The sequence below is a fragment of the Streptomyces sp. NPDC015130 genome (assembly GCF_043080005.1).
In the GTDB taxonomy this organism is placed as follows: domain Bacteria; phylum Actinomycetota; class Actinomycetes; order Streptomycetales; family Streptomycetaceae; genus Streptomyces.
The window spans coordinates 90,081-115,564 of sequence record NZ_JBIBVC010000009.1 but is presented as its reverse complement, the minus strand read 5'-3'; the positions used below and the strand labels follow the sequence as shown (position 1 = coordinate 115,564).

Here is a 25,484-nt window from a genome sequence, read left to right as displayed (position 1 = left end):
GGAGGAACCGTTGTCCCGTCTCGCGATCATCAAGGCAGTGCTCGGGCCGGTCATGCGCCTGATGTTCCGCCCCCGCGTGGAGGGCGCCGAGAACATCCCCGGGGACGGCCCCGTCATCCTCGCCGGCAACCACCTGACCTTCATCGACTCGATGATCATGCCGATCTGCCTGGACCGTCAGGTCTTCTTCATCGGCAAGGACGAGTACGTGACGGGCAAGGGCCTCAAGGGCCGGGCGATGGCCTGGTTCTTCACCAGCGTCGGCATGATCCCGGTGGACCGGGACGGCGGGCGCGGCGGTGTGGCGGCGCTGATGACCGGGCGGCGGGTCCTGGAGGAGGGCAAGATCTTCTCGATCTACCCGGAGGGCACCCGCTCCCCCGACGGCCGGCTGTACCGGGGCCGTACCGGCATCGCGCGCCTCACCCTGATGACCGGCGCGCCGGTGGTGCCGTTCGCGATGATCGGCACCGACAAGATCCAGCCGGGCGGGGCGGGGCTGCCGCGCCCGGGCAAGGTGACGGTCCGCTTCGGCGAGCCGATGGAGTTCTCGCGGTACGACGGGATGGACCGCGACCGCTACGTCCTGCGGGCGGTGACGGACTCGGTGATGGCCGAGGTGATGCGGCTCTCCGGGCAGGAGTACGTGGACATGTACGCCACCAAGGCGAAGGCCGCGTGACTCGCTGACGCACAGGACGGTGCCCCCGTACAGGAGTCCTGTACGGGGGCACCGTCGTGTTCGCCGCCGTGCGGCGCCGCGTCAGTGCTCGACGCCGTCCGCCAGCTTCTGGCCCCTCAGCAGGAACCAGGCCGCGACCGCCGTCGCGAGGAGGACCGCGGCGCCGACGCCGGCGGCGATCCGCAGGCCGTCGACGAACGCGTCCTGGGCGGCCGTGACCAGGGCCGTCGCGGTGTCCGGCGCGAGGGTGCCGGAGGCCTCGACCGCGCCGCCGAGCGACTCGTGGGCGGCCGATGCGACCTCGGAGGGGACGCCGGCCGGGGTGGTGAAGCCCTGGTAGACGCCGGTCACGATGGAGCCGAGGACGGCGATGCCGAGCGCGGCGCCGAGTTCGTACGCCGTCTCGGAGACGGCGGAGGCGGATCCGGCCTGCTCCTTCGGGACGCTGGAGAGGATCACGTCGGCGGTGACGGTGAACGAGAAGCCGGCGCCCACGCCGACGACGAGGAGCGCGGCACCGAGCAGCGGGTAGCCGGTCTGCTGGTCGAGCGTCGTCAGGACGGCGAGCGAGAGGCCGACCGCCGCGAGACCGCCGGCCACCACGGACCGTACGGAGAAGCGACGGGCGACGAGGCCCGCGATCAGTCCGGCCGTGACCGCGCCGATGGCGGCGGGGAGCTCGGCGAGACCGGCCTCCAGGGGCTGGCGGCCCTGGACCAGCTGGAAGAACTGGGACAGGAAGAACACCAGGCCGGAGAGGCCGAGGATGGTCAGCAGGTCGGCGAGGACGGCGCCGGAGAAGCCGCGGTTGCGGAAGAGGCGCATGTCCAGGAGCGGGGCGGGCAGGGTCAGCTGCCGACGGACGAACCCGGCCAGGCCGCCGATGCCGACGAGGGCCGCGACGGCGACGTCCAGGGAGAGGCCGTGCGAGGCCAGCTCCTTGACGGCGTACACGATTCCGATCATGCCGACGAGGGAGAGGCCGACGCTGGGCAGGTCCCAGGGGCCCGGGTTCGGGTTCTTCGACTCGGGGATCAGCTTGATGCCGACGAGGACGAGGACCGCCATGACGGGCAGGTTGATGAGGAAGACCGAGCCCCACCAGAAGTGCTCCAGGAGGAATCCGCCGACGACCGGTCCGACGGCGGCGCCGGCCGAGGCCATGGCACCCCAGATGCCGATGGCGACGCTGCGCTCGCGCGGGTCGTGGAAGAGGTTCCGGATGAGCGCCAGGGTGGACGGCATCAGGGTGGCACCGGCGACGCCGAGGAGCGCGCGGGCCAGGATCATCATCTCGGGGCTGGTGGCGTAGGCGTTCAGTACGGAGACCGCACCGAAGGCCGTGGCGCCGACGAGCAGCAGCTTCTTGCGGCCGATGCGGTCGCCGAGGCTGCCCATGGAGACCAGGAGTCCGGCGATGACGAAGGAGTAGACGTCACCGATCCAGAGCAGCTGGGTACCGGTGGGCTCCAGGTCCTCGGAGAGGAACGGGGTGGCGAGGCCCAGCACCGTGGCGTCGACCGCCACGAGGAGGACGGCCAGGACGAGGACGGAAAGGGCGAGCCACCGACCGGGGCGGTGCACGCCCTCGATATGGTCCGGGTGCTTGACGGTGCTGATGCTCACTTCTCCACGCTCCTGCGCGCTCCGCCGAGCAGCAGCTCGACGATCATGTATTGGAAGTCCTTGGCGGCGACCCGGCCGTCCTGCACGGCCCAGGCGCCGGAACCGATGAGCCCGTAGAAGGCCTCGGTGAGCCAGGCGGGGGTCAGGTCGATCCGGAAGGTGCCCTCTTCCTGGCCACGCCGGAAGAGGTCGGAGACCCGGGCGTCGAGGCGGGCCCAGCCCTCGTTCTGCTGGTCGCCCTCGAAGAGCTGGTTCTCGGTGACGAGGAACGACAGCAGGGGCGCGACGGGCTCCACCTCGGCGACGAGCCTCCGTACGACCTCGTCGGCGGGCCCGTCGTCGGTCCGGGCCCGCTCCTGGGCGGCCTCCAGCTCCTGGATCCCCAGCTCTTCGAGCGCCCGCACGAGGGCGTCCCGCCCGGCGAACTGGCGGTGCAGCGTGGCCCTGCCGATCCCGGCGGCCCGCGCGACCTCGTCCATGGTGGCGGTCGCCTTCCGCGAGAGCAGGGCGGCGGCTGCACGGAGCACCTGGGTGCGATCGACTGACATGAGACGACCATACACCGAATGAGACATCAATGTCTCACTCAATTCCTCGGTGTCTCAAAATGTGTCCGGAAGGCCCCTCCCTGAGGAAAGCCCCTCAGCACGGAGAACGACGACAGCGCCGCCGCCCGGAGGGGGCGGCGGCGCTGTGGCGGGGCGTCGCGGGGGGCTGGGGCCGAGGGAGACCTGGGGCTACTTCTGCTTGGCGGTGGACCAGGCGTGCTGGATCACCAGGTCCGCCTTGACCTCGACGAGCTGGGTGGCGACCGCCGAGGGGGCGGTGCCGCCGCGGCCGTCGCGGGAGGCGAGGGCGCCGGGGACGTTGAGAACGGTGCGGACCTCGGGGGTGAGGTGCTCGGAGATCTTCACGAACTGCTCGTCCGTGAGCTCGTCGAGCTCCTTGCCCTCGGACTCGGCGACCTTCACGCACTCGCCGGCGACCTCGTGTGCCACCCGGAACGGCACACCCTGCTTGACCAGCCACTCCGCGATGTCCGTCGCGAGCGAGAAGCCCGCCGGGGCCAGCTCCTCCATGCGCTCGCGGTTGACCGTGAGCGTGGCCATCATGCCGGTGAAGGCCGGCAGCAGGACCTCCAGCTGGTCGCAGGAGTCGAAGACCGGCTCCTTGTCCTCCTGGAGGTCGCGGTTGTACGCGAGCGGGAGGGCCTTGAGGGTGGCGAGCAGGCCCGTCAGGTTGCCGATGAGCCGGCCCGACTTGCCCCGCGCCAGCTCGGCGATGTCCGGGTTCTTCTTCTGCGGCATGATCGACGAGCCGGTGGAGAAGGCGTCGTGCAGGGTCACGAAGGAGAACTCCTTCGTGTTCCAGATGATGACCTCCTCCGCGATCCGGGAGAGGTTCACGCCGATCATCGCCGTGATGAAGGCGAACTCCGCCACGAAGTCACGGGAGGCCGTGCCGTCGATCGAGTTGCCCACCGAACCGCGCTCGAAGCCGAGGTCCTTGGCGACCGCCTCCGGGTCGAGCCCGAGCGAGGAGCCCGCGAGGGCGCCGGAGCCGTACGGAGAGACGGCCGTCCGGGTGTCCCACTGGCGGAGCCGCTCGGCGTCCCGGGAGAGGGACTGGGCGTGGGCCAGGACGTGGTGGGCGAAGAGCACCGGCTGCGCGTGCTGGAGGTGCGTACGGCCGGGCATGGCGACGTCCGCGTGCTCCTCGGCGAGACCGACGAGGGCGTCCTGGAGCTCGGCGACGAGCCCGCCGATGATGCGGGCGTGGTCCCGGAGGTACATCCGGAAGAGGGTGGCGACCTGGTCGTTCCGGGACCGGCCGGCGCGCAGCTTGCCGCCGAGGTCCGGGCCGAGCCGCTCCAGCAGACCGCGCTCCAGGGCGGTGTGGACGTCCTCGTCGGCGATGGTGCCCACGAAGGAGCCGTCGGCGACGTCGCCCTCCAGCTGGTCGAGGCCGGCGAGCATGCGGGTCAGCTCGTCCTCGGTGAGCAGGCCCGCCTTGTGCAGCACGCGCGCGTGGGCACGGGAGCCGGCGATGTCGTACGGCGCGAGGCGCCAGTCGAAGTGGACCGACGCGGACAGCTTCGCGAGGGCCTCGGCGGGGCCGTCGGCGAACCGGCCGCCCCAGAGCCGGACGTCACCGTTGTTGCTGCTCACTGCTGCTCCTCGGGAGGGTGGGTGTACGGGTGCGGGTCGCGCCGGGCGGCCGTCGCACGCCCTCAAGTAGGCATAACTATGCAGTGCACCGTATGTTTTGTCAATCCGGGCTCCGTCGGCGGGCCCACCACGGTGACCGGGTAATTCAGGGGCTTCCCCGTGCCGCTGGACCTAGGATCCGGCCATGTCGAGCAGTTCGTACGAGGACGTCACGGCCCGCCTCTCCCAGGCCGTGGAGGGGGCCGGACCCGGCGCGTGGGCGGACCTGGACGAGGAGATCCGAGGTCTGGCCCGATGGAGCCGTCTCACCCCGGCGCCGGGTGAGTGGCTCTCCGTCACGCCTCCCCGGCGGCCCACCGACGTCGAGCTGGCCCTCGCCCTCTGCGCCCCCGACGGCCGGATCCGGGAGGCCGCCCTTCCGTACGCCGCCCCCGTCCCCGCGCTCCTGCCCCTGGTCGTGATCCGGTGCGCCGACTGGGCCGGACCCGTACGCGAACGGGCCCGGGCCCTGCTGCGCGCGGAGCTGCCGGGTCTCGCCCCCGAGGCGCTCGCCCCCGTGGCCGCGGTCATCCTCCGGGAGGGCCGGCGGCTGCGCGGAGAGGCCGCGCGCGAGCTGCTGACCGCACGGCTCCGAGAGGCTCCGGCGGAGTGGCCGGCCTCGCTCCTCACCGCCGAGGACCGGGCCCTCCGGCGGCTCGCACACCGGGTCGCGATCGAGCGCGGCCTCCTCTCCCCCGCCCGGCTCGCCACGATCGCCGCCACCGACCACGACGTGGTCGTCCAGGACGTGTGCGCGCCCGCGGCGATCGCCGCCGCGGGCGAGGACGTCGACGAGAGGGTCCTCGCCCCCTTGCTGGCCTCCCGCGTCGGCCGCGTCCGGGCGACGGGAGTGACGGCGCTGCGCCGGGCCGGACGGGCCACGGACGCCGAACCGTTCCTGTACGACCGCTCCGCGCTGGTCCGCGCCTGCGCCCGCTGGACCCTGCGGGAGGCGGGCACCGACCCGCTGCCGCTCTACCGGGCCGCCTGCGCGTCCGGGGACCTGACGCCCGACTTCGCCCCGGCGGGTCTCGCCGAGTGCGGCGACCGGACCGCGGACGCGCCGCTGCTCTGGTCGCTGACCGCGCACGAGCGGCCCCGTGTGCGGGCGTCCGCCGTGGTGGGGCTGCGGCTGCTCGACGCCGCCCGGTTCCCCCGGCTCGTACCGCTGCTCGACGACGATTCGCCCCGGGTCGTACGCGAGACCCGGAAGGCGCTGGCCCCCTGGGCCGACCACTTCCCGGACGGTGCCCTGGCACCCGCGCCGCCACCCCCGGCGCCCGACCACCGCTCCGTCGGTGCCCCGGCGCCCATTGACGGGCCGATCGACGTGCCCTCCGATCCCGTCGACGTACCGGCCTCCGGGCTGCGTTCATGGCTCCGACGGGTGCTCCGGAGCGTCCGCCGACGGGAGGTCTGACCGCGGCCTGCCGTCGAACAGCCGCGCACGAGGGGCGGTGGCGGCCGTTCCGGCCTAGCGTCGCGACCGTGCGCGTCCTTCTCGTCCTCGGTGCCGCCCTGCTCTCCCTGGGCGCCGCCCCCGCCCCCGTACCCCCGCCGCTGCCCGCGCGGATGGCGTACACCGGCGGGGGCTCGCAGCTGATCACGGCCGAGGCCGCCCGCACGGGCGCCACCACGGGGACGCTCACCTGGTGGGACCGGCGCGGCGGGCGGTGGGTGAGGGCCGGATCCGCTCCCGCGCGCTTCGGCGCCAACGGGCTCGTCGAGGGGAACCGGCGGCGGCAGGGCACGAACACCACGCCCACCGGGCTCTACCGGCTGCCGTACGCCTTCGGGGTGCGGGCCCGGCCCGCCGGGACCCGCTTCCGGTACGTCCGGGTGACCGAGCGCTCCTGGTGGTGCCAGGACAACGACTCCCGCGCGTACAACCGCCGGGTCGAGGGCCTGCCCCGGGACTGCCGGGCCGCCGAGGCCGAGCACCTCGCCTCGTACGGCACGCAGTACGCGCACGCGCTCGTCATCGGCTTCAACTACGACCGTCCGGTGCGCGGACGCGGAGCCGGGATCTTTCTCCACGTCAACGGCCGCGGGGCGACGGCCGGTTGCGTCTCCGTGCCGGCCGACGCCATGCGTGCGGTCCTCGCCTGGGCCGATCCCGCGCGCCGGCCGCACATCGCCGTCGGCACGCGGAGCGGACCGACGGCGATCACCCGGTACTGAGCCTCCCGGCCCGCCTCGTCAGCCCTTCTGGGCCAACCGCAGCAGGTGGTCGGCGAGCGCCTGACCGCCCGTCGGGTCCCGGCTGATCAGCAGGAGCGTGTCGTCGCCCGCGATCGTGCCGAGGATCGCGTGGAGTTCGGCCTGGTCGATGGCGGACGCCAGGAACTGGGCCGCGCCCGGCGGGGTCCGCAGCACCACCAGGTTGGCGGAGGCCTCGGCGGAGATCAGCAGTTCGCCGGAGAGGCGCCGCATGCGCTCCTCCTTGGCGGACTCGCCGAGCGGGGCCTGCGGGGTGCGGAAGCCGCCCTCGCTGGGCACCGCGTAGATCAGCTCCCCGCCGGTGTTGCGGATCTTCACCGCGCCGAGCTCGTCGAGGTCGCGGGAGAGCGTCGCCTGGGTGACGCTCAGCCCGTCGTCCGCGAGGAGCTTGGCGAGCTGGCTCTGCGAGCGCACCGGCTGGCGGTTGAGGATGTCGACGATCCTGCGGTGGCGTGCGGTGCGGGTCTGCGGAACGGACGGCCCGCCGTGCTCGTTCTCCTGCGCGTCGGTCATCGTCGTCTCATTCTCCGGTTCGTCCTTGCCCGTTCGCCACGTCGAGGACTCCGGGGAGGGCCTGGAGGAAGGCGTCCGCCTCGGCGTCGGTGAGGACCAGCGGAGGCATGATCCGGATGACATCGGGGGCGGGCGCGTTCACCAGGAGGCCGGCGTCCTGGGCCGCCTCCTGCACCTGGGGTGCGAGGGGCCCGGTGAGCACGATACCCAGCAGGAGGCCCGCACCACGGACGTGGGAGACCAGCGGGTGACCGAGACCCTCGATTCCCTGGCGCAGCCGCTCCCCCACGGCCTTGACGTGGTCGAGGGCCGCGTCGGCCCCGAGGGTGTCCAGGACGGCGAGTCCGGCGGCGCAGGCGACCGGGTTGCCGCCGAAGGTGGTGCCGTGGTGGCCGGGGCCGAAGAGCTCCGCGGCCGGGCCGAAGGCGACCGTCGCGCCGATCGGCAGGCCGCCGCCGAGGCCCTTGGCGAGGGTCACGACATCCGGCTCGACGCCCTCGTGGGCCTGGTACTCGAACCAGTGGCCGCAGCGGCCGATGCCGGTCTGGACCTCGTCGAGGACGAGGAGGGTGCCGGTGGCGCGGGTGATCTCCCGGGCGGCCTTCAGATAGCCGGGGGGCGGGACGACGACGCCGTTCTCGCCCTGGATCGGCTCGATGACGACGAGGGCCGTGTCCTCGGTGACCGCGGCGCGCAGCGCCTCGGCGTCGCCGTACGGGACGTGGGTGACGTCACCGGGGAGCGGCAGGAACGGGGTCTGCTTGGCGGGCTGGCCGGTCAGGGCGAGGGAGCCCATGGTCCGGCCGTGGAAGCCGCCCTCGGTGGCGACCATGTGGGAGCGGCCGGTGAGCCGGCCGATCTTGAAGGCCCCTTCGACGGCCTCGGCGCCCGAGTTGCAGAAGAAGACCTTGCCGGGCCGGCCGAAGAGGGCGAGCAGCCGCTCGGCGAGGGCGACCGGGGGTTCGGCGACGAAGAGGTTCGAGACGTGGCCGAGGGTCCCGATCTGCCGGGTCACGGCCTCGACGATCGCCGGGTGCCCGTGGCCGAGGGCGTTGACCGCGATGCCGCCGACGAAGTCCAGGTACTCCTTGCCGTCGGCGTCCCAGACCTTGGCGCCCTCACCGCGGACGAGGGGCAGCCGGGGGGTGCCGTAGTTGTTCATGAGCGAGCCCTGCCACCGCTGGGTCAGCTGCTCGTTTCCGGTGCCGCTCATCATTCCCCCTGTCCGTCCGGCACGACCATCGTGCCGATGCCCTCGTCGGTGAAGATCTCCAGCAGGATCGAGTGCTGGACCCGGCCGTCGATCACGCGGGCGGTGGTGACCCCGTTCCGTACGGCGTGCAGGCAGCCCTCCATCTTGGGGACCATGCCGCTGGAGAGCTCGGGCAGCAGCTTCTCCAGCTGGCTCGCGGTGAGCCTGCTGATGACCTCGTCGCTGTGGGGCCAGTCCTCGTAGAGGCCCTCGACGTCGGTCAGGACCATCAGCGTCTCGGCACCCAGCGCCGCAGCGAGTGCCGCAGCCGCCGTATCAGCATTGACGTTGTAGACATGTCCGTCGTCCTGGGAGCGGGCGATGGAGGAGATGACCGGGATCCGGCCGTCCTCCAGGAGCGCCTCGATGGCGCCGGTGTCGATGGCGGTGATCTCGCCGACCCGGCCGATGTCGACCGACTCGCCGCCGATGACCGGCTGGTGCTTGGTGGCCGTGATGGTGTGGGCGTCCTCGCCGGTCATCCCGACGGCGAACGGTCCGTGCTGGTTGAGCAGCCCGACGAGCTCGCGCTGGACCTGTCCGGCGAGGACCATCCGTACGACGTCCATGGCGTCCTCGGTGGTGACCCGCAGGCCCGCCTTGAACTCGCTGACGATGCCGTGCCGGTCGAGGGCGGCGCTGATCTGGGGGCCGCCGCCGTGCACCACGACCGGCTTGAGGCCGGCGTGCCGCAGGAAGACGACGTCCTGGGCGAAGGCGGCCTTGAGGTCGTCGTCGATCATGGCGTTGCCGCCGAACTTGATGACGACGGTCTTGCCGTGGTGGCGGGTGAGCCAGGGCAGGGCCTCGATGAGGATCTCGGCCTTGGGAAGGGCGGTGTGCTTCCGCGCGGTGTGGCTCATGACGAGTACGCGCTGTTCTCGTGGACGTAGTCGGCGGTGAGGTCGTTCGCCCAGATGACGGCGGACTCGGTGCCGGCGGCGAGGTCGGCGGTGATGGTGACCTCGCGGTAGCGCATGTCGACGAGCTCGCGGTCCTCGCCGACGGAGCCGTTCCGGCAGACCCACACGCCGTTGATGGCGACGTTGAGCTCGTCCGGGTCGAAGGCCGCGGTGGTGGTGCCGATGGCGGAGAGCACCCGGCCCCAGTTGGGGTCCTCGCCGTGGATGGCGCACTTGAGGAGGTTGTTCCGGGCGATGGAGCGGCCCACCTCGACGGCGTCGTCCTCGGTCGCGGCGTTGATCACCTCGATGCGGATGTCCTTGCTGGCGCCTTCGGCGTCGCCGATGAGCTGCCGGGCGAGGTCGTCGCAGACGGCCCGTACGGCCTCGGTGAACTCGTCCTGCGCGGGGGTGAGGCCGGAGGCGCCGGAGGCGAGGAGGAGGACGGTGTCGTTGGTGGACATGCAGCCGTCGGAGTCGACCCGGTCGAAGGTGACGCGGGTGGCGCCCCGGAGAGCGCTGTCCAGGCCCTTGGCGTCGACGTCGGCGTCGGTGGTGAGGACGACGAGCATGGTGGCGAGGCCGGGGGCGAGCATCCCGGCGCCCTTGGCCATGCCGCCGACCGTCCAGCCCTCCTTGGTGACGACGGAGGTCTTGTGGACGGTGTCGGTGGTCTTGATGGCGATGGCGGCCTTCTCGCCGCCGTGCTCGGAGAGTTCGGCCGCGGCCTTCTCGACGCCGGGGAGGAGCTTGTCCATGGGGAGCAGGACGCCGATGAGACCGGTGGAGGCGACGGCGACGTCACCGGCGCCGACCTCGGGGCCCTTGGCGCTCAGGACCTCGGCGACCTTCTCCGCGGTGGCGTGGGTGTCCTGGAAGCCCTGGGGTCCGGTGCAGGCGTTGGCGCCGCCGGAGTTGAGGACGACGGCGGTCAGCTCCCCGTCGTCGAGGACCCGCTGGGACCAGAGGACCGGCGCGGCCTTCACGCGGTTGGAGGTGAAGACTCCCGCGGCGGCGCGGCGCGGCCCGGTGTTGACCACGAGGGCCAGGTCCGGGTTGCCGTTCTGCTTGATCCCGGCGGGGATGCCCGCCGCCGTGAATCCCTTCGCTGCGGTCACGCTCACTGTGCTTCTCCGTTCGCTTCTCCGCCCGCGCTGGGGGTACCGCCCGCCGAAGGCAGGGGGAGCAGAGGTGCGGGCATCGTCGTTGTCTGCGGACCGGCGGCTGCGCGTGCGTCTCTCACGGCGCGACTCCGATCGTGGAAAGTCCGGTGTCCTCGGGGAGGCCGAGGGCGATGTTCATGCTCTGCACCGCACCGCCGGCCGTGCCCTTGGTGAGGTTGTCGATGGCGCTGATGGCGATGATCCGGTTCGCGGCCGGGTCGTACGCGACCTGTACCTGAACGGCGTTGGAACCGTAGACGGACGCCGTCGCCGGCCACTGCCCCTCGGGGAGCAGGTGGACGAAGGGCTCGTCCGCGAAGGCCTTCTCGTACGCGTCCCGTACGGCCTCGGCGGTGACGCCGGGCTTCGCGGCGGCCGTGCAGGTGGCGAGGATGCCGCGGGGCATCGGGGCCAGGGTGGGCGTGAAGGAGACGGAGACCCGCTCCCCCGCCGGTGCGCTGAGGTTCTGGATCATCTCGGGGGTGTGGCGGTGGCCGCCGCCGACGCCGTACGGCGACATGCTGCCCATGACCTCGCTGCCGAGGAGGTGCGGCTTGGCGGCCTTGCCGGCGCCGGAGGTCCCGGAGGCGGCGACGATCACGGCCTCGGGCTCGGCGAGGCCGCCCGCGTACGCCGGGAAGAGCGCGAGCGAGACGGCGGTGGGGTAGCAGCCGGGCACCGCGATGCGCTTGGAGCCTTCCAGCGCGGCGCGGGCGCCGGGGAGTTCGGGGAGTCCGTACGGCCAGGTCCCGGCGTGCGGGGAGCCGTAGTAGGTCTCCCAGTCGGCGGGGTCCACCAGCCGGAAGTCGGCGCCCATGTCGACGACGAGGACGTCGGGACCGAGCTGCTCGGCGACGGCGGCGGACTGGCCGTGCGGCAGCGCCAGGAAGACGACGTCGTGCCCCGCGAGCTCCTCGGCGGCCGTCGGCGCGAGGACGCGCTCGGCGAGCGGGAGCAGGTGGGGCTGGAGGGCGCCGAGCTTCTGGCCCGCGTTGGAGTGGCCCGTCAGGGTGCCGATCTCGACGTGGGGGTGGGCGAGAAGCAGGCGCAGGAGTTCCCCGCCCGCATATCCGCTCGCGCCCGCGACCGCTGCTCGTACCTTCATCGAAAACCCTCCTCATGGATGGCATGACTATACGTGCGCCCGCAGTTTTATGCAACGACCACTCCCGGCCGCGGGGTGGTACTCACGGCGCGGCGCGAGGGTGGAGCGGAGCTTCTATCTCCAATCCGTGTCGTTTCTAGAATGACCGGATGGAGGACATCAACGCGATCGCACTGCTGCAGGACCCGGTACGGCGCCGCCTGTACGAGTACGTGGCGGCACAGGGCCGCGAGGTCGGCCGCAACGAGGCCGCGGAGGCGGCCGGGGTGGCGCGCACACTCGCCGCGCACCATCTCGACAAGCTCACCGAGGGCGGGCTGCTGGAGAGCGGCAGCCGCCGCCTGACGGGCCGCTCGGGGCCGGGGGCGGGCCGCCCCGCCAAGGTCTACACACGGGCGCGGACCGCGCGGTCGGTGTCACTGCCCGCCCGCGACTACCGCACCGCCGCCGAGCTGCTCGCCGAGGCCGCCGAGCAGGCCGGACTGGACGCCGGGCTCTGCGCGGCCGCGCGCCGCCGGGGCGAGGCCCTGCGCGGCTCCGCGGCACCCTGCGGCGACCTGGAGGAGGCCGTCGCGACGCTGGCCGCCCGCGGCTACGAACCACATCTGGAAGGCGCCGGGAGCGACGAAGGGACGACCGCACCCGTCGTCCGCATGCGCAACTGCCCCTTCCATGCCGTCGCCGAACGCTTCCCCCCGCTCGTCTGCGGCATGAACCTCGCACTCCTGGAGGGGCTGCTCGGCACGGACGGGGCCGTCCGTGCCCGCATGGACGCCCGCCCCGGGGAGTGCTGCGTGGTGGTCGAGAGTTCTAAAAACAATGTTGATTGACATAGAAAAGTGGGCCGTGCTGGGATGACGCCATGACCGCAGCCGCGCACGCCGCCCACCTCGCCCAGCTCAACGTCGCCACGCTCCGTCACCCCCTCGACGACCCGCGCGTGGCGCCGTTCGTCGAGATGCTCGATCCGGTCAACGCCGCCGCCGACGGCGCGCCCGGCTTCGTGTGGCGGCTCGTGGAGGACGGGGAGGCCGACGCCACCGGCCTGCGCCCGGCGGGAGAGGACGTCATCGTCAACCTGTCGGTGTGGGAGACGCAGGAGGCCCTGTGGGACTTCGCCTACCGCAGCGGGCACCTGGAGGTGATGCGGCGGCGCCGCGACTGGTTCGTGCGGCACGTCGAGGCGCACCTGGTGCTCTGGTGGGTTCCCGCGGGGCACCTCCCGACCGTCGGCGAGGCCCTGGAGCGGCTGGCGGACCTGCGGGCGCACGGGCCGTCCCCGCGCGCGTTCACCTTCGCCACCTCGTACACCGCCGCCGAGGCCGCCCCGGGCCTTCACGCCGCACCGCCGACGCCCTGAGGCGGGTTGCCCCGGCCCGGCAGGCCGGGGCGCGGGCCCCGTCACATCGCGGCGCGCCCTCACGTCAACGCGGTGACGGCACCGACGAGGAGTGAGGCCCCTATGCGCGACGACATGCTTACTGCCGCTCTGACCAGGAGATTCGACACCGATCAGGAGCTGCTGCGGGGCCTCGCCCTGCGGATGACCGGGTCGCGGGCCGAGGCCGAGGACGCGCTCGCGGCGGCACGGGCCGAGCTCGGGCGGGACGGCGCGGGCGTACTGCGCGCCTGGCTGGCGGCCCACGTGGTTCTGGCGTGCGCACGCGGGCTCCGGGAGCGTGCCGGGGGCGCGGGGCGGCCGGCTGGCGGGCTCCGGGAGCGCGCCCGGGGCATGGGGCGGCCGGCGGGCGGGCTCCGGGAGCGTGCCGCGGGCGCGGGGCGGCCGGCTGGCGGGCTCCGGGAGCGTGCCGCGGGCGCGGGGCGGCCGGCGGGCGGTGCCCCGTCCGTCGGAGAGGGGGTTCGAGGGCAGACGCCCGGTGTTCCCGACGCAACGGATTCCGTGTGGCTCGCGCTGCTCGTGGTCCTTGAGGCCCTCGGTGCCGAGGAGCGGCTCGCGTACGTCCTGCACGACCTCTTCGGGCTCCCGCCGGACGAGACCGCACGGGTCACCGGCGGCTCCCCCGCGGACGCCGCACGGCACGCCCGGCGCGTCCGGGAGCGGATGCGGGGCGGCGGAGCCGCGCGTGCCGACGGCGGTCCCGGCCGCCGGCGCGCGGTGGTGGAACGGTTCCTCGCGGCGGCCAGTGCGCGTGACGCCCGCGCACTGGCCGCCGTCCTCGACCCGGACGTCGTGGCGTACTCCGGGCACGGGCCGGTCCACGGCGCCCCGGCCGTCGCGGAGGCGGCCGGGGCCTTCGCCCGGCTCGCCCGCGTGGTGCGGCCCGCGCTGGTCGACGGGTCCGTCGGGCTCGTCGCCTTCGCGGCCGGCGTCCCGGTCTCCGCGGTGGCGTTCGCGCTCCGGCGCGACCGGATCGCCGTCCTCGACATCACCACCGGGGAGGACCGTGTGCGCACCCTCGACCTGGCCTTCCCCGACGACTGAGAGCGCGGCGGGACGAAATGCCCGTGCGCCGGGGCGGCCCGCTCCGTTAGCCTCGGCGCATGTCTACGCCCCGAATCTCCTAGCTGCGGACCCACTTCCACGCCACCCGTGTGTCCCTCAGCTGTTTCGGAGCGTTATCCCGCGATCACCGTTCGTGGTGCCGACGTGCGCGTCGGCGCCCGGCTCCTGCTGTCCGGCGTCTCCTTCCACGTCACCCCCGGCGACCGGATCGGCCTCGTCGGCCGCAACGGCGCCGGCAAGACCACCCTGCTCGACACCCTGGCCGGGCTGCGCGCCCCGGCCGGCGGCACCGTGACCCGTACCGGCTCCGTCGGCCACCTCCCGCAGGACTCGCGGGCCGCCGACCCGACCGTGTCCGTCACCGACCGGATCCTCTCCGCGCGCGGCCTCGACCGGGCCGTCCGGCGGCTCGCGGAGGCGGCCCGCCGGCTCGGCGAGGCACCCGACGCGCGGGCGCTCGCCGCGTACGACCGGGCGGAGGCCGACTTCGAGGCGGGCGGCGGGTACGCCGCCGAGGCGGAGGCGGCCCGCGTCGCCGCCGGGCTCGGCCTGCCCGCCGAGGTGCTGGACCGACCCGTCGGCCGGCTGTCGGGAGGGCAGAAGCGCCGCGTCGAGCTGGCGCGGATCCTCTTCGCCGGTCACGGCCCGGAGGACACCCTGCTCCTCGACGAGCCGACCAACCATCTGGACGCCGACTCGATCGGCTGGCTGCGCGGCTTCCTGACCGCGCACCGGGGCGGGCTGGTGCTGATCAGCCACGACGTCCAGCTCCTCACCGACACCGTCAACCGCGTCTTCCACCTCGATCCGGGGCGCGCCGCGCTCGACGTCCACAACACCGGCTGGCGCACCTACCTCGCCCAGCGGGACGCGGACGAGCGGCGCCGGGTGCGCGAGCGCGCCAACGCCGAGCGGAAGGCGTCCGCACTGCACGCGCAGGCGGAGCGCATGAAGTCCCGGGTGGCGACGGCGACGACGGCCCGCAGCATGGCGCGCCGGGCCGACCGCATGCTCGCGGGGCTCGACCCGGCGCGACAGGCCGAGCGGGTCGCCCGCATCCGGCTGCCCGAGCCCGCGCCCTGCGGCCGTACGCCGCTGGGCGCCGTCTCGCTCGCCAAGGCGTACGGGGAACGCCCCGTGCTCGGCGGGGTGGACCTGGCGGTGGACCGGGGCAGCAAGCTGGTCGTCCTCGGGCTCAACGGAGCCGGGAAGACGACGCTGCTGCGGCTCCTGGCCGGGGCGGAAACGCCCGACGCGGGGCGGGTCGTGCGCGGGCACGGGCTGCGCCTCGGGTACTTCGCCCAGGAGCACGAGACCCTCGACCCGGGCCGTACGGTCCGGGAGAACCTCGCGGGGGCGGCGCCGCACCTGACGGACGGTGAGGTACGGGCGGTGCTCGGCGCCTTCCTGTTCCGGGGCGACGAGGCCGACAAGCCGGCCGGGGTGCTCTCCGGCGGCGAGAAGACCCGGCTGGCGCTGGCCGCGCTCGTCCACTCCGGCGCGAACGTCCTGCTCCTGGACGAGCCCACGAACAACCTGGACCCGGCCTCCCGGGACGAGGTCCTGGCGGCCGTGGGCACCTACCCGGGCGCGATCGTCATGGTCACGCACGACGAGGGAGCCATCGACGCGCTGCGCCCGGAGCGGGTCCTGCTGCTCCCGGACGCGGACGAGGACCTGTGGAGCGAGGAGTACCGGGAGCTCGTCACCCTGGCGTGAGGTGATCCGGGACCCCCGGGGCCGGACCGCGTGTCGCGCCCCCGGGACCCTGGCCCTGGCCCTGGCCCTGGTTCTCGCCCTCGCCCTGGCCCTGGCCATGTGTCAGGGTCCGGTCCGGGGAGCGGAAGGGAAACCCCTGAGGTCCCGGCACCCACGCCCTAGTCTGGCGGCATGATCATCGATGCGCAGACCCACGTACGGATCGCCCGCCCCTCGCGGGACCTCGCCGCCGCCGAGCGGTTCTACGTCGAGGGGCTCGGCCTCGACGTGCAGTGGCGCACCACCGCCCGGGTGCCCGGCAAGCACGACCTGCTGATGGTCGGCCCGGCCGGTGGCGGCTGGCACTTCGAGCTGACGCGCGACCCCGAGCGGCCGGTGGAGCCCGCCCCGACCGTCGAGGACCTGTTCGTCGTCTACCTCGGCGCACCCGTGGAGGAGGAGCAGGTCGAGCGGCTGCTCGCGGCTGGCGGTACGCGGATACCCGCGCACAACCCGTACTGGGACGAGTACGGGGTCACCGTCGCCGACCCCGACGGCTACCCGCTCGTCCTCTGCTCGCGCACCTGGGGCTGAGGCCTCAGCGCCGGTCTTCCCGGTCCGGCTGACGCACCGCCCGGAGGACGACGAACTTCGCGTCGCTCGCGACGAGTTCGCTGTTCCCGAAGATGCGGCGGAGGGTCACGTGGTAGCCGAGGTGGCGGTTGCCGACGATCCACAGTTCGCCGCCCGGCCGCAGGGCGCGCCGCGCGTCGGTGAACATCCGGCGGGCGGTGCGGTCGGTGGTGGCCTGGTGGCTGTGGAACGGCGGGTTGTTGAGGACCAGGTCGACCGAGCCCGCGGGCAGCTCGCCGAGCCCGTCGCCGACGAGGAACTCGACTCGGCGGTCGTCGCCGACGTGGGCGCGGAAGTTGTCCCGGGCGGAGGCCACCGCCTGGTACGACTCGTCGGCCAGGACCAGTTCCGCCTGGGGCTCGGCCAGGGCGATGGCGAGGCCGACGACGCCGTTGCCGCAGCCGAGGTCGGCGACCCGGGCCCGGCCGAAGCCGCCGGGGAGGTTCGCGAGGAGGAAGCGGGTGCCGATGTCGAGGCGGTCGGCACAGAAGACACCGGCGTGGTTGGTGACGGTGAGTCCGGGGAGGCCGGGCGCGGGGGTGTCGGCCGGGAGCTCGTACCGGTAGGGCCAGGGGTTCGGGCCGGGCTTGAGAGCCGGGTCCGGCGTGGTGTGGATCAGTCGGGCCTTCTTCACCGCGAGCGAGGTGCGGGTGGGGCCGAGGATCCGCTCGAAGAGCTTGAGGGTGGAGGTGTGGATCTCCTTGACCATGCCGGTGCCGACGATCACGGTGCCCTCGTGCACGGCGGGCGCGATCCGGTGCAGCTGGTCCTCCAGGAGCGCGAGGCTCTTGGGGACGCGGACGAGGAGCACGTCGATCCGCTCGGGCGGCGGGTCCTGCGTCGTCAGCAGCCGGACGGCCCCGGGGGCGGCACCGGCGCGCGCGAGGTTGGCGCGGGTGGCCCGACCGCCGAGGTACGAGTCGGTGATCTGGACGAGTTCGGCGGGTCCTGCGGCCTGCAGGGCGGTCGCGAGGGCTCCCCAGCGGTCGCCGAGGACGGCGACGGTGCCGGAGAGGTCGGTACCGCTCTCGGCCAGGTGGCCCAGGAGGTATTCGTCGGCCGCGTCCCAGGCGCGCAGCTGCTCGCGCGGGTCCTCGGGGAAGCGGGTCAGCGTGAAGGCGCCCCATGACGTGCTCAAACGGTTCATCGTGCTCTCAGGCTAGCCGGTCGCGGCCCTGCTTCCCCGCCGGATGCCCGCCGGATGCGCATCAGGCGCGTAGGGGGGCCTTCGTTCAGCGCAGGGCGGCGTCGAGCTGGAGGTGCCAGAGGCCGGGGCGGCCGGTGAGGGTGACGGTGGAGAGCGGGCGGACGTCGACGTTCCAGTACGTGGAGGGCGGCGCCTTCAGCGCGTACACGAGGGCGGCCCGGACGACCGAGGGCTCGGCGACCGCGACGATGGAGCAGTCCTCGGCCGGGCGGGTGTCGAGCCAGTTCCCTATCCGGGTGATGAAGGAGAGGAGCGGTTCCCCGCCGTGCGGGGCGGTGCGGGCGTCGGTGAGCCAGGCGTCGACGGCGGACGGTTCGAGGGCGGCGACCTCGGCGAGGGTGAGGCCGCGCCAGCGGCCCATGTCGCACTCGCGGAGCGCGGGCTGGGCCAGGGGCGCGTAGCCGAGGGCCGTGCCGGTGGCACGGCTGCGCGGGGTCGGGGAGCAGTAGCGCAGCTCGGCCGCGCCGAGCGGGACGAGCGCGGGCGCGGCGACCTGCACCTCGTACCAGCCGGCCTCGTCGAGCGGCCGGTCGTCGTCGAAGCGTTCGGCGAGCAGGGAGGAGCTGCGCGCCGCCGCGACGAGCGTGACCCGAAGACTCATGGCCGCGATCGTGAGGCCGGTGGCCTCCGAGGTCAAGGGGTCGGACCGGGGCGGCCGGTCAGGCGGTGAGCTCGTCGACGGCCGAGCGCAGGCGGCGTACCCCTTCCGCGATCTCGACGGGTCCCGCCACACCCGCGAAACTCAGCCGGATGTGCCCGGCGGGGGGTTCGGCGCAGAAGTAGGGGCGGCCCGGGGCGACGGCGACGCCGGTGCGCAGTGCGGTGGCGAGGAGCGCGGCCTCGGGCAGGGTGTCGGGGAGGCGGAGCCAGAGCTGGTAGCCGCCGGAGGGGACGCGGGGCAGGGCGAACTCCGGGAGATGGAGGGCGATGGCCCCGGTCATGGCCTCCCGGCGTTTCCTCAGCTCCTGGGAGACGGCCCGGAGGTGGCGGTGCCAGGCCGGGGAGCCGACGAGTTCGAGGGCGGCCTCCTGGAGGGGGCGGGGGACGAAGAAGCTGTCGACGACCTGGATGGCGCGCAGGCGTTCCAGGACGGGCCCCCGGGCGGCGAGGGCGCCGACGCGCAGATTGGGCGAGGTGGCCTTGGTGAGCGAGCAGACGTGGACGACGACGCCGTCGGGGTCGTCGGCGGCGAGCGTCGCGGGGAGCGGCCCGGCGTCCTCGTGGACGAGCCGGCGGGCGAAGTCGTCCTCCACGACGAAGGCACCGGCGGCGCGGGCGATACGGACGACCTCGCGGCGCCGGTCCGGTGCGAGCGCGGTACCGGTCGGGTTCTGGAAGAGCGGCTGGCAGACGAAGACGCGGGCCCCGGTGGCGCGGAAGGCGGCTTCGAGGAGGTCGGGCCGGACGCCGTCGGCGTCGCACGGCACGGGGACGGGCCGGAGGCCGGCGGCGCGGGCCACGGCGAGCATGCCCGGGTAGGTGGGCGACTCGACGAGGACCGGGGCGCCGGGCGGGGCGAGGGCGCGCAGGGCGGTGGTGATGGCGGACTGGCCGCCCGCGGTGACCAGCACCTCGGCGGCGGTGACGCTGCCGCCGATCTCACGGGCGAACCACTCGCGCAGTTCGGGCAGGCCGTCGGTGGGCGGGCGCCCCCAGACTCCGGGCCGGCGTCCGGCGCGGGCCAGGGCCGCGGCGAGGGCCCGCTCGGGCTGGAGGGAGTGGTGGAGGTAGCCGCCGTTGAACTCGATCACTCCGGGCGGCGGCGTGGCGAGGGTGGCGAGGACGCCTGAGGCGTCGACGGCCCGGGGGACGAGTTCGGTGGCGATGTCGGCGCTGAGCGCGAGCTCCTGCCAGGAGGTGTCCCCGGCGACGGGGGTGGCGCGCGGCTCGGCGCGGAAGGCGCCGGCGCCGGGGCGGGTGACGACGAGGCCCTCGGCGGCGAGCTGGGCGAGGGCCCGGGTGACGGTGACCGGGGAGACGCGGTAGCGCTCGACGAGCGTGCGACTCGACGGCAGCTTTCCACCTGGCGAGTAGCGGTCGAGCTCCGCCCTCAAGGATTCCACCAGTTCCGCGACACTGCTACGCTCACTCATGAGACCACAGAATAGCGCTACCAACAGCAGCACGATAGCGGTCGCGAGCACTTCGGCCGCCACCGCGACCGCGACGGCCACCACCGCCGTCGGCGCCACCGCTCCCGCCTCGCGGACCCGTGGCACCCTGCTCGCCCTCCTCGGCGTGGTCTCCTTCTCCCTGACGTTCCCGTCGACCGTCTGGGGCCTGGAGAGCTTCGGCCCCTGGTCCCTGGTGGCCGTCCGCTCCACGCTCGCCGCCCTCATCGCCGGCGCCTTCCTCCTCGCCGGCCGGGTGCCGCTGCCGGAGCGCCGCCACCGGGCCGGCCTGGCCGTGGTCGCCGGCGGTGTCGTCATCGGCTTCCCGCTCCTGACCACGCTGGCCCTGCAGACCTCCACCACCTCGCACGCCGCCGTCGTCGTGGGTCTGCTGCCGCTCACCACCGCGACGCTCGCCGCGATCAGGACCGGGCGCCGCCCGTCGCGCACCTTCTGGTTCGCCGCGGTCTCCGGGGCCGTCGTCGTCCTCGCCTTCACGCTCCAACAGAGCGGCGGCGCCGTGTCCACGGGCGACGTCTACCTCTTCGGCGCTCTGCTCGTGTGCGCCGCCGGCTACACGGAGGGCGGCCGACTGGCGGCCCTCATGCCGGGCTGGCAGGTCATCGGCTGGGCCCTGGTCCTCTGCCTGCCGCTGATGGCGGTCGCCTCGGCGGTCACGCTGTCGATCGAGCCGGTCCACCTCAACGCCCACGGTGTCCTCGGCCTGATCTGGGTCGCCGCCGGTTCCACCTTCTTCGGCCTGTACGTCTGGTACCGGGGCATGGCGGAGATCGGCATCCCCAAGGCCAGCCAGCTCCAGCTCTCGCAGCCGCTCCTGACCCTGTTCTGGTCGGTCTTCCTGCTCGGCGAGTCGCTGCCCCTGGCCGCCCCGCTCGCCGCCGTGGGCGTCCTCGTCTGCATCGCGGTCACCCAGCGGGCGAAGAGCTGACGCGACGAACGGGGGTGGCGCGGGTCACAATGGCAGTCAGAGGCCCCGAACAGGACAGCGCGTTCGCGAGGAGGTCACCCCGATGCAGGCGAGCGTGGGCGACAAGCTGCTGGTGCACGGCCGCACCGTCGGTCATCACGACCGTACGGCCGAGGTTCTGCAGGTGCTGGGGGAGAACGGCACTCCCCCGTACCGCGTGAAATTCGACGACGACGGTCACGAGGCCCTGATGTCACCTGGCCCCGACACCGTCGTACGCCCTCACTCCGAGACGGGGGGCTGAGCCCTCCCCTTCGGCGGACGGACCCTGGTCGGGTAGTGATCGGCCACCACGGTGGCCATCGCCCCGGCCCGGTCCTCGGCCACCTCCTTCGCCGCGAAGAAGCAGTGCCCGCCGACCGAGTCGTACGTGGCGGCGAGCGCCAGATGGCGTGACAGCTCCCTCGGGTCCTGCCAGGCCGCCGGCTGGGCGGGATCGCCCGCCTTGTAGAGCGCCTCGCCGACGTACAGGCCCACACCGGTCCCCCGGACCACCGCGTCCCACCAGGGCAGCAGCTTCGCGTAGTCGGCGGCGGGCAGCCCGATGTTCCAGTAGAGCTGCGGCACGACGTGGTCGACCCAGCCCTCCCTGATCCACTTGCGCGTGTCGGCGTACAGGTCGTCGTACGTCTGGACTCCGGCACGGCTGTCCGAGCCCTCCGGGTCGGTGGCGATGTTCCGCCACACGCCGAAGGGGCTGATCCCGAAGGCCACGTTCTTCCTGGTCTCCTTGATCCGGACCGCCATCTCGGAGACCAGCAGATCGGTGTTGTTCCGCCGCCAGGCCGCCTTGTCGGGGAAGTCCGCCCCGTACCGCGCGTACGCCTCGTCGTCGGCGAAGACCTGCCCGGCCACCGGGTACGGGTAGAAGTAGTCGTCCCAGTGCACGGCGTCGATGTCGTAGCGTCGCACCGCGTCCAGCATCGCGTCCTGGACGAAGCGGCGGACCTCCGGAAGGCCGGGGTCGTAGTACAGCTTCCCGCCGTAGGGCAGCACCCAATCCGGACGGAGCCGGGCCGGATGGCCGGCGACGAGCCGGGTGGGATCCGTGTGGTTCGCCACACGGTACGGGTTGAACCAGGCGTGCAGTTCGAGTCCGCGCGCGTGGGCCTCCTCGACGGCCGTGCCCAGCGGGTCCCAGCCCGGGTCGCGGCCCTGCGTACCGGTCAGGCACTGCGCCCACGGCTCGTACGGCGAGGGCCACAGGGCGTCGGCGGTCGGCCGGACCTGGAGGACCACCGCGTTGAGGCGGCGCTCGACGGCCGTGTCGAGGTGGGCGAGGAGTTCGGCGCGCTGCGCCTCGGCGGTCAGGCCGGACCGGGAGGGCCAGTCGCGATTGGCGACCGTGGCCATCCACACACCCCGGAACTCACGCCGTCGGCGCGGCCGGCCCGACAAGGCATCCGGCGCCGCATCCGAGGCCGGACCCGTCCCGGCACCCGTCTCGGCACCCGCCGCCGCTCCGGCCGTCGCTCCCGTCACCGCGAGCGCCGCCCCTCCGGCGGCGCCGGCCACGAACCCTCTTCTGCCGATAGGCCGCACTTGTACCCCTCCGCTGTCGGATACGTCACACCCACCCGGACAGCATGCCCGCCCCGGACGATCGATCATCGGTTAATGAGCGGTAACGTCGTGGGGGTCGAGGCGGACGCACCGGAATCACACGGGGCCCGCCGCCAGAGAAGAGCGAAAGGCACGAGGTGACGGACTCCATGGCCGACATTGAGCGCGTCGGAGTGGTGGGTTGCGGCCAGATGGGCGCGGGCATCGCAGAGGTGTGTGCCCGCAGCGGCCTTGAGGTGAAGGTCGCCGAGACCACCGGCGAGGCGCTGGAGCTCGGCCGCACGCGGCTCTACAACTCGCTGACGAAGGCCGCCGAACGCGGCAAGATCAGCGAGGAGGAGCGGGACGCGACGCTCGCGCGCCTCAGCTTCACCACCGACCTGGGCGAGTTCGCCGACCGCGACCTCGTCATCGAGGCGGTCGTCGAGAACGAGCAGGTCAAGACCGAGATCTTCCAGGTGCTCGACCAGGTGATGACCCGGCCCGACGCCATCCTCGCCTCGAACACCTCCTCCATCCCGCTCGTCAAGCTGGCCGTGGCGACCTCCCGCCCCGACCAGGTCATCGGCATCCACTTCTTCAACCCGGCCCCGGTGCAGAAGCTCGTCGAGCTGATCCCGGCCCTCACCACCTCCGAGGGCACGATCAGCCGTGCGCAGGCCTTCGCCGAGAAGGCGCTCGGCAAGCACGCGATCCGGGCGCAGGACCGCTCCGGCTTCGTCGTGAACGCCCTGCTCGTGCCGTACCTGCTCTCCGCGATCCGGATGTTCGAGTCGGGCATCGCGAGCCGCGAGGACATCGACAACGGCATGGAGTTCGGCTGCGCCCACCCGATGGGCCCGCTGAAGCTCTCCGACCTCATCGGTCTCGACACGATCGCCTCGATCGCCGACTCGATGTACGCCGAGTTCAAGGAGCCGCTGTACGCCGCTCCCCCGCTGCTCCAGCGCATGGTGGACGCGGGCCGGCTCGGCCGGAAGACGGGTTCGGGCTTCTACCCGTACGCCTGACCTCCGCCTACCCCGAACACCGGACGGCCCGTACACACGCACAGGTACGGGCCGTCCGGCATGTCCGGCGCCCGCTCAGCCGAGGCGCAGATGGTGGAGCATCAGCAGCCCGGCCGCCATGTTGGCCGCCGGGATCTCGCCCCGGGCGATCATGTCGGGGACCTGTTTCAGCGGGATCCAGGCCCGCCGTGAGGACTCGAAGGCGTCCTCGGGCGGGCCGGTGTACGTGGCCCGCTCCGCCCAGTAGAGGTGGTGACGGGCGTCGGTGAGGCCGTTCGACGGCTCGACGGTGAGGAGATGGCGCAGCGGCCCCGGCCGCCAGCCGGTCTCCTCCTCCATCTCGCGGGCGGCGGCGGTCTCGACGTCCTCCCCGTCCTCGACGACACCGGCGGCCAGTTCCCAGCCCCAGCTGTCGGTGATGAAGCGGTGGCGCCAGAGCATCAGGACTTCGTCGGCCTCGTTGACGGCGGTCGCGACGGCGACCGGGCGGAGCCGGATCAGATAGTGGTCGAGGTGGCGGCCGTCCGGAAGTTCGACGTCCGCGAGGTTCACTTGGAACCAGCGATTCTCATACACAGAGCGTTCGCTCAGTTTCGTCCACTGCACGTTCTTGCCACCTTCCGACTGATCGGTGCTTGTTTGGTGGCAATATCGCAGCAGTTGGCGGGCTACAGGGGAACGCGCAGAGCCCCGTCGATGAGAGCCGCCGCTTCCCGGGCGTCGCCGCCGCCGCTCGCGAGCAGATGCTCCCGCACCTGCCGCAGACGGTCCCGCAGCCGTCGTGACTCCATGCCCCGGGCCCGCTCGGTCATCTCGACCGCCGTGCGCGCGGCCCCGTCGACCTCGCCCCGCCGCAGCTCGATCTGGCACAGCATGGCCAGCCGGTGCACCCGCCCCCGGTCGTGCGAGGGCGTCCGGACCGCCGCCGAGGCGTGCTCGTGGGCGGCCGGGAGATCGCCCAGACTGAGCAGGGCCTCCGCGACCTGCACGTTGACGAGCCCCGGCTGGACGTACCCCGTCTCGGCCGGTTCCGCCCCGGGGGTGATCCTCTCCGCCTCCGCCTCCGCCCGCCGGATGCAGGCCAGCGCGGCGGCCCCGTCGCCGAGATGCGCGTACGCCTTCGCCTGCATCGCCGTCAGATCGGCGGCCAGCGCCGGGGTGATCTGCCGTCCGGCGGCCCGCAGCGCGGCCTCCGCGAAGGCGACGGCCTGCCGGTACTCCCCCATGAACAGCGACTGGTTGACCAGGAGCGCGATGACGTAGGCGCCGAGCCCGCGGTCCCCGCTGGCCTTCGCGAGCCGCAGCGCCTGATGGAAGTAGCGCTGGGCGAGCCCGTGCGCGTCCGCGTCGTACGCGCAGATTCCGGCCACCGCGACCAGGCCGCCGGTGGCCCGGTGCAGCCGTCGGCCGAGCGCGTCGCTGTACGCGCCCCGGAGCAGCGGCGCGGTCTCGTTGGTGAGGAAGCCGACGATCCGGGCGCGCGTCGCGATGCCCCCCGCCTTGCGGTACATCTGCTCGTAGTGGGACCGGGCGGCGCTCAGTACGGCGATGTCCGCCGCGGAGACCGCGGCCCCCCGCCCGTCGCGGGAGACGTCCACGTCCTCCGGCGGGTTCTCCCACTCCCACACCGGCATCACCGCGGGCGTGCCGGTCACGGCCTGGGCGCCGACTATGTGCGGCCGCTGCTGCTCGTCGGAGCGCCACAGGGCGGCCGCGCGCTCGACGAAGCCGGAGAGCGGCGTGCCGAAGGCGGGCGGGGCTCCGCCCGGGACGCCGAGGCCGATGTCGTCCAGGGTCACCTGGCGGTGCAGCCGGGCGGCGAGCACCTCGCAGATCAGGTCGGGCACCTGGCCACGCGGGCGCTGGCCCTTCAACCACCGGGCCACGGCGGTGTGTTCGTAGCGCAGGGGGATCCCCCTGGCCCGGCCGGCCCGGTTCACGCGGGCGGCGAGCCCGGCATGCGAGACGCCCGCCTCGTCGAGCAGGGCGTCGAGCAGGGTGTTGGGCTGCATGCCCCCTCCGGTCGCTCGGTGGACTCAGCCTAGGGGTGTCGGAGCCGGCCCGTGGCCGAAACCGAACGGGGGGATTTCGCACGGGGTGTGAACGAAGTACCCGTTCTTCCGGTCCGCGCGCTCTGCCC

25 protein-coding genes are annotated in these 25,484 nt (G+C 73.4%); 11 read left to right on the top strand and 14 right to left on the bottom strand.

Annotated features, from left to right (window positions below):
• The first annotated feature begins 10 nt into the window (after positions 1–10).
• Positions 11–682 carry a lysophospholipid acyltransferase family protein gene (locus tag ACF08F_RS20510; RefSeq protein WP_392299951.1) on the top strand — a complete coding sequence of 224 codons (672 nt, stop codon included), beginning with the start codon at positions 11–13 and terminating at the stop codon, positions 680–682.
• A gap of 81 nt (positions 683–763) precedes the next feature.
• Here ACF08F_RS20510 and ACF08F_RS20505 read toward each other — a convergent pair whose 3' ends face one another.
• The 3 genes from ACF08F_RS20505 to argH all read right to left on the bottom strand — a co-directional run bounded on the left by ACF08F_RS20505 (position 764) and on the right by argH (position 4,476).
• Positions 764–2,308 carry an MFS transporter gene (locus ACF08F_RS20505; protein ID WP_392299950.1) on the bottom strand — a complete coding sequence of 515 codons (1,545 nt, stop codon included), beginning with the start codon at positions 2,306–2,308 and terminating at the stop codon, positions 764–766.
• A complete protein-coding gene (locus ACF08F_RS20500; protein WP_392299949.1) occupies positions 2,305–2,856 on the bottom strand; it encodes a TetR/AcrR family transcriptional regulator in 552 nt (183 codons plus the stop codon). The genes ACF08F_RS20505 and ACF08F_RS20500 overlap by 4 nt, the downstream gene beginning before the upstream one ends.
• Positions 2,857–3,045: 189 nt before the next feature.
• Positions 3,046–4,476, bottom strand: coding sequence for an argininosuccinate lyase (gene argH, locus ACF08F_RS20495; protein WP_392299948.1), 1,431 nt, complete (start codon positions 4,474–4,476; stop codon positions 3,046–3,048).
• A 184-nt stretch (positions 4,477–4,660) separates the two neighbouring features.
• Between argH and ACF08F_RS20490 the strand changes: the two genes are divergently transcribed.
• Both ACF08F_RS20490 and ACF08F_RS20485 read left to right on the top strand, forming a co-directional pair.
• Complete coding sequence (locus ACF08F_RS20490; protein ID WP_392299947.1) at positions 4,661–5,935, top strand: hypothetical protein; 1,275 nt, start codon at positions 4,661–4,663, stop codon at positions 5,933–5,935.
• A gap of 68 nt (positions 5,936–6,003) precedes the next feature.
• The gene (locus tag ACF08F_RS20485) at positions 6,004–6,696 is read left to right on the top strand and encodes a L,D-transpeptidase (RefSeq protein WP_392299946.1); all 693 of its coding nucleotides are present in this window, start codon (positions 6,004–6,006) and stop codon (positions 6,694–6,696) included.
• A gap of 18 nt (positions 6,697–6,714) precedes the next feature.
• Here the strand turns inward: ACF08F_RS20485 and ACF08F_RS20480 are convergent, their stop codons facing one another.
• The 5 genes from ACF08F_RS20480 to argC all read right to left on the bottom strand — a co-directional run bounded on the left by ACF08F_RS20480 (position 6,715) and on the right by argC (position 11,670).
• Entirely contained in the window at positions 6,715–7,248 is a 534-nt protein-coding gene (locus tag ACF08F_RS20480) for an arginine repressor (protein WP_055644505.1), read from the bottom strand.
• Positions 7,249–7,255: 7 nt separating this feature from the next.
• The gene (locus ACF08F_RS20475) at positions 7,256–8,461 is read right to left on the bottom strand and encodes an acetylornithine transaminase (protein WP_392299945.1); all 1,206 of its coding nucleotides are present in this window, start codon (positions 8,459–8,461) and stop codon (positions 7,256–7,258) included.
• Positions 8,461–9,363, bottom strand: a complete 903-nt coding sequence (gene argB, locus ACF08F_RS20470) for an acetylglutamate kinase (protein ID WP_392299944.1) — start codon at positions 9,361–9,363, stop codon at positions 8,461–8,463. The genes ACF08F_RS20475 and argB overlap by 1 nt, the downstream gene beginning before the upstream one ends.
• Positions 9,360–10,526 carry a bifunctional glutamate N-acetyltransferase/amino-acid acetyltransferase ArgJ gene (gene argJ / locus ACF08F_RS20465; protein WP_392299943.1) on the bottom strand — a complete coding sequence of 389 codons (1,167 nt, stop codon included), beginning with the start codon at positions 10,524–10,526 and terminating at the stop codon, positions 9,360–9,362. Before argJ ends, argB begins: the two co-directional genes overlap by 4 nt.
• Before the next feature lie 115 nt (positions 10,527–10,641).
• Complete coding sequence (gene argC, locus ACF08F_RS20460) at positions 10,642–11,670, bottom strand: N-acetyl-gamma-glutamyl-phosphate reductase (protein ID WP_392299942.1); 1,029 nt, start codon at positions 11,668–11,670, stop codon at positions 10,642–10,644.
• 149 nt (positions 11,671–11,819) lie between these two features.
• On the opposite strand from argC, the gene ACF08F_RS20455 reads away from it, so the two are divergent.
• The 5 genes from ACF08F_RS20455 to ACF08F_RS20435 all read left to right on the top strand — a co-directional run bounded on the left by ACF08F_RS20455 (position 11,820) and on the right by ACF08F_RS20435 (position 16,426).
• Entirely contained in the window at positions 11,820–12,500 is a 681-nt protein-coding gene (locus tag ACF08F_RS20455) for a helix-turn-helix transcriptional regulator (protein WP_392299941.1), read from the top strand.
• Positions 12,501–12,532: 32 nt separating this feature from the next.
• The gene (locus tag ACF08F_RS20450) at positions 12,533–13,030 is read left to right on the top strand and encodes a DUF3291 domain-containing protein (RefSeq protein ID WP_392299940.1); all 498 of its coding nucleotides are present in this window, start codon (positions 12,533–12,535) and stop codon (positions 13,028–13,030) included.
• Positions 13,031–13,144: 114 nt separating this feature from the next.
• A complete protein-coding gene (locus ACF08F_RS20445) occupies positions 13,145–14,113 on the top strand; it encodes a sigma factor-like helix-turn-helix DNA-binding protein (protein ID WP_392299939.1) in 969 nt (322 codons plus the stop codon).
• Between the two features lie 165 nt (positions 14,114–14,278).
• Positions 14,279–15,853, top strand: coding sequence for an ABC-F family ATP-binding cassette domain-containing protein (locus tag ACF08F_RS20440; RefSeq protein ID WP_392299938.1), 1,575 nt, complete (start codon positions 14,279–14,281; stop codon positions 15,851–15,853).
• 171 nt (positions 15,854–16,024) lie between these two features.
• Positions 16,025–16,426, top strand: a complete 402-nt coding sequence (locus ACF08F_RS20435; RefSeq protein ID WP_392299937.1) for a VOC family protein — start codon at positions 16,025–16,027, stop codon at positions 16,424–16,426.
• 4 nt (positions 16,427–16,430) lie between these two features.
• Here the strand turns inward: ACF08F_RS20435 and ACF08F_RS20430 are convergent, their stop codons facing one another.
• From ACF08F_RS20430 to ACF08F_RS20420, 3 genes are all read right to left on the bottom strand, one after another.
• The gene (locus ACF08F_RS20430; RefSeq protein ID WP_392299936.1) at positions 16,431–17,612 is read right to left on the bottom strand and encodes a methyltransferase; all 1,182 of its coding nucleotides are present in this window, start codon (positions 17,610–17,612) and stop codon (positions 16,431–16,433) included.
• 85 nt (positions 17,613–17,697) lie between these two features.
• A complete protein-coding gene (locus tag ACF08F_RS20425; RefSeq protein ID WP_392299935.1) occupies positions 17,698–18,273 on the bottom strand; it encodes a histidine phosphatase family protein in 576 nt (191 codons plus the stop codon).
• 58 nt (positions 18,274–18,331) lie between these two features.
• A complete protein-coding gene (locus ACF08F_RS20420; protein WP_392299934.1) occupies positions 18,332–19,765 on the bottom strand; it encodes a PLP-dependent aminotransferase family protein in 1,434 nt (477 codons plus the stop codon).
• On the opposite strand from ACF08F_RS20420, the gene ACF08F_RS20415 reads away from it, so the two are divergent.
• Positions 19,764–20,732, top strand: coding sequence for a DMT family transporter (locus ACF08F_RS20415; protein WP_392299933.1), 969 nt, complete (start codon positions 19,764–19,766; stop codon positions 20,730–20,732). The genes ACF08F_RS20420 and ACF08F_RS20415 overlap by 2 nt on opposite strands.
• Before the next feature lie 82 nt (positions 20,733–20,814).
• Positions 20,815–21,015, top strand: a complete 201-nt coding sequence (locus ACF08F_RS20410; RefSeq protein ID WP_392299932.1) for a DUF1918 domain-containing protein — start codon at positions 20,815–20,817, stop codon at positions 21,013–21,015.
• On the opposite strand, the gene ACF08F_RS20405 is transcribed toward ACF08F_RS20410, so the two are convergent.
• Positions 20,994–22,286, bottom strand: coding sequence for a glycoside hydrolase family 10 protein (locus ACF08F_RS20405; RefSeq protein WP_392299931.1), 1,293 nt, complete (start codon positions 22,284–22,286; stop codon positions 20,994–20,996). The genes ACF08F_RS20410 and ACF08F_RS20405 overlap by 22 nt on opposite strands.
• A 197-nt stretch (positions 22,287–22,483) precedes the next feature.
• On the opposite strand from ACF08F_RS20405, the gene ACF08F_RS20400 reads away from it, so the two are divergent.
• A complete protein-coding gene (locus ACF08F_RS20400; RefSeq protein ID WP_392299930.1) occupies positions 22,484–23,344 on the top strand; it encodes a 3-hydroxybutyryl-CoA dehydrogenase in 861 nt (286 codons plus the stop codon).
• Between the two features lie 75 nt (positions 23,345–23,419).
• Here ACF08F_RS20400 and ACF08F_RS20395 read toward each other — a convergent pair whose 3' ends face one another.
• Together ACF08F_RS20395 and ACF08F_RS20390 are read right to left on the bottom strand one after the other, a co-directional pair.
• The gene (locus ACF08F_RS20395; protein WP_024760676.1) at positions 23,420–23,950 is read right to left on the bottom strand and encodes an NUDIX hydrolase; all 531 of its coding nucleotides are present in this window, start codon (positions 23,948–23,950) and stop codon (positions 23,420–23,422) included.
• A gap of 62 nt (positions 23,951–24,012) precedes the next feature.
• Entirely contained in the window at positions 24,013–25,356 is a 1,344-nt protein-coding gene (locus ACF08F_RS20390; RefSeq protein ID WP_392299929.1) for a transcriptional regulator, read from the bottom strand.
• Positions 25,357–25,484 lie beyond the last annotated feature (128 nt).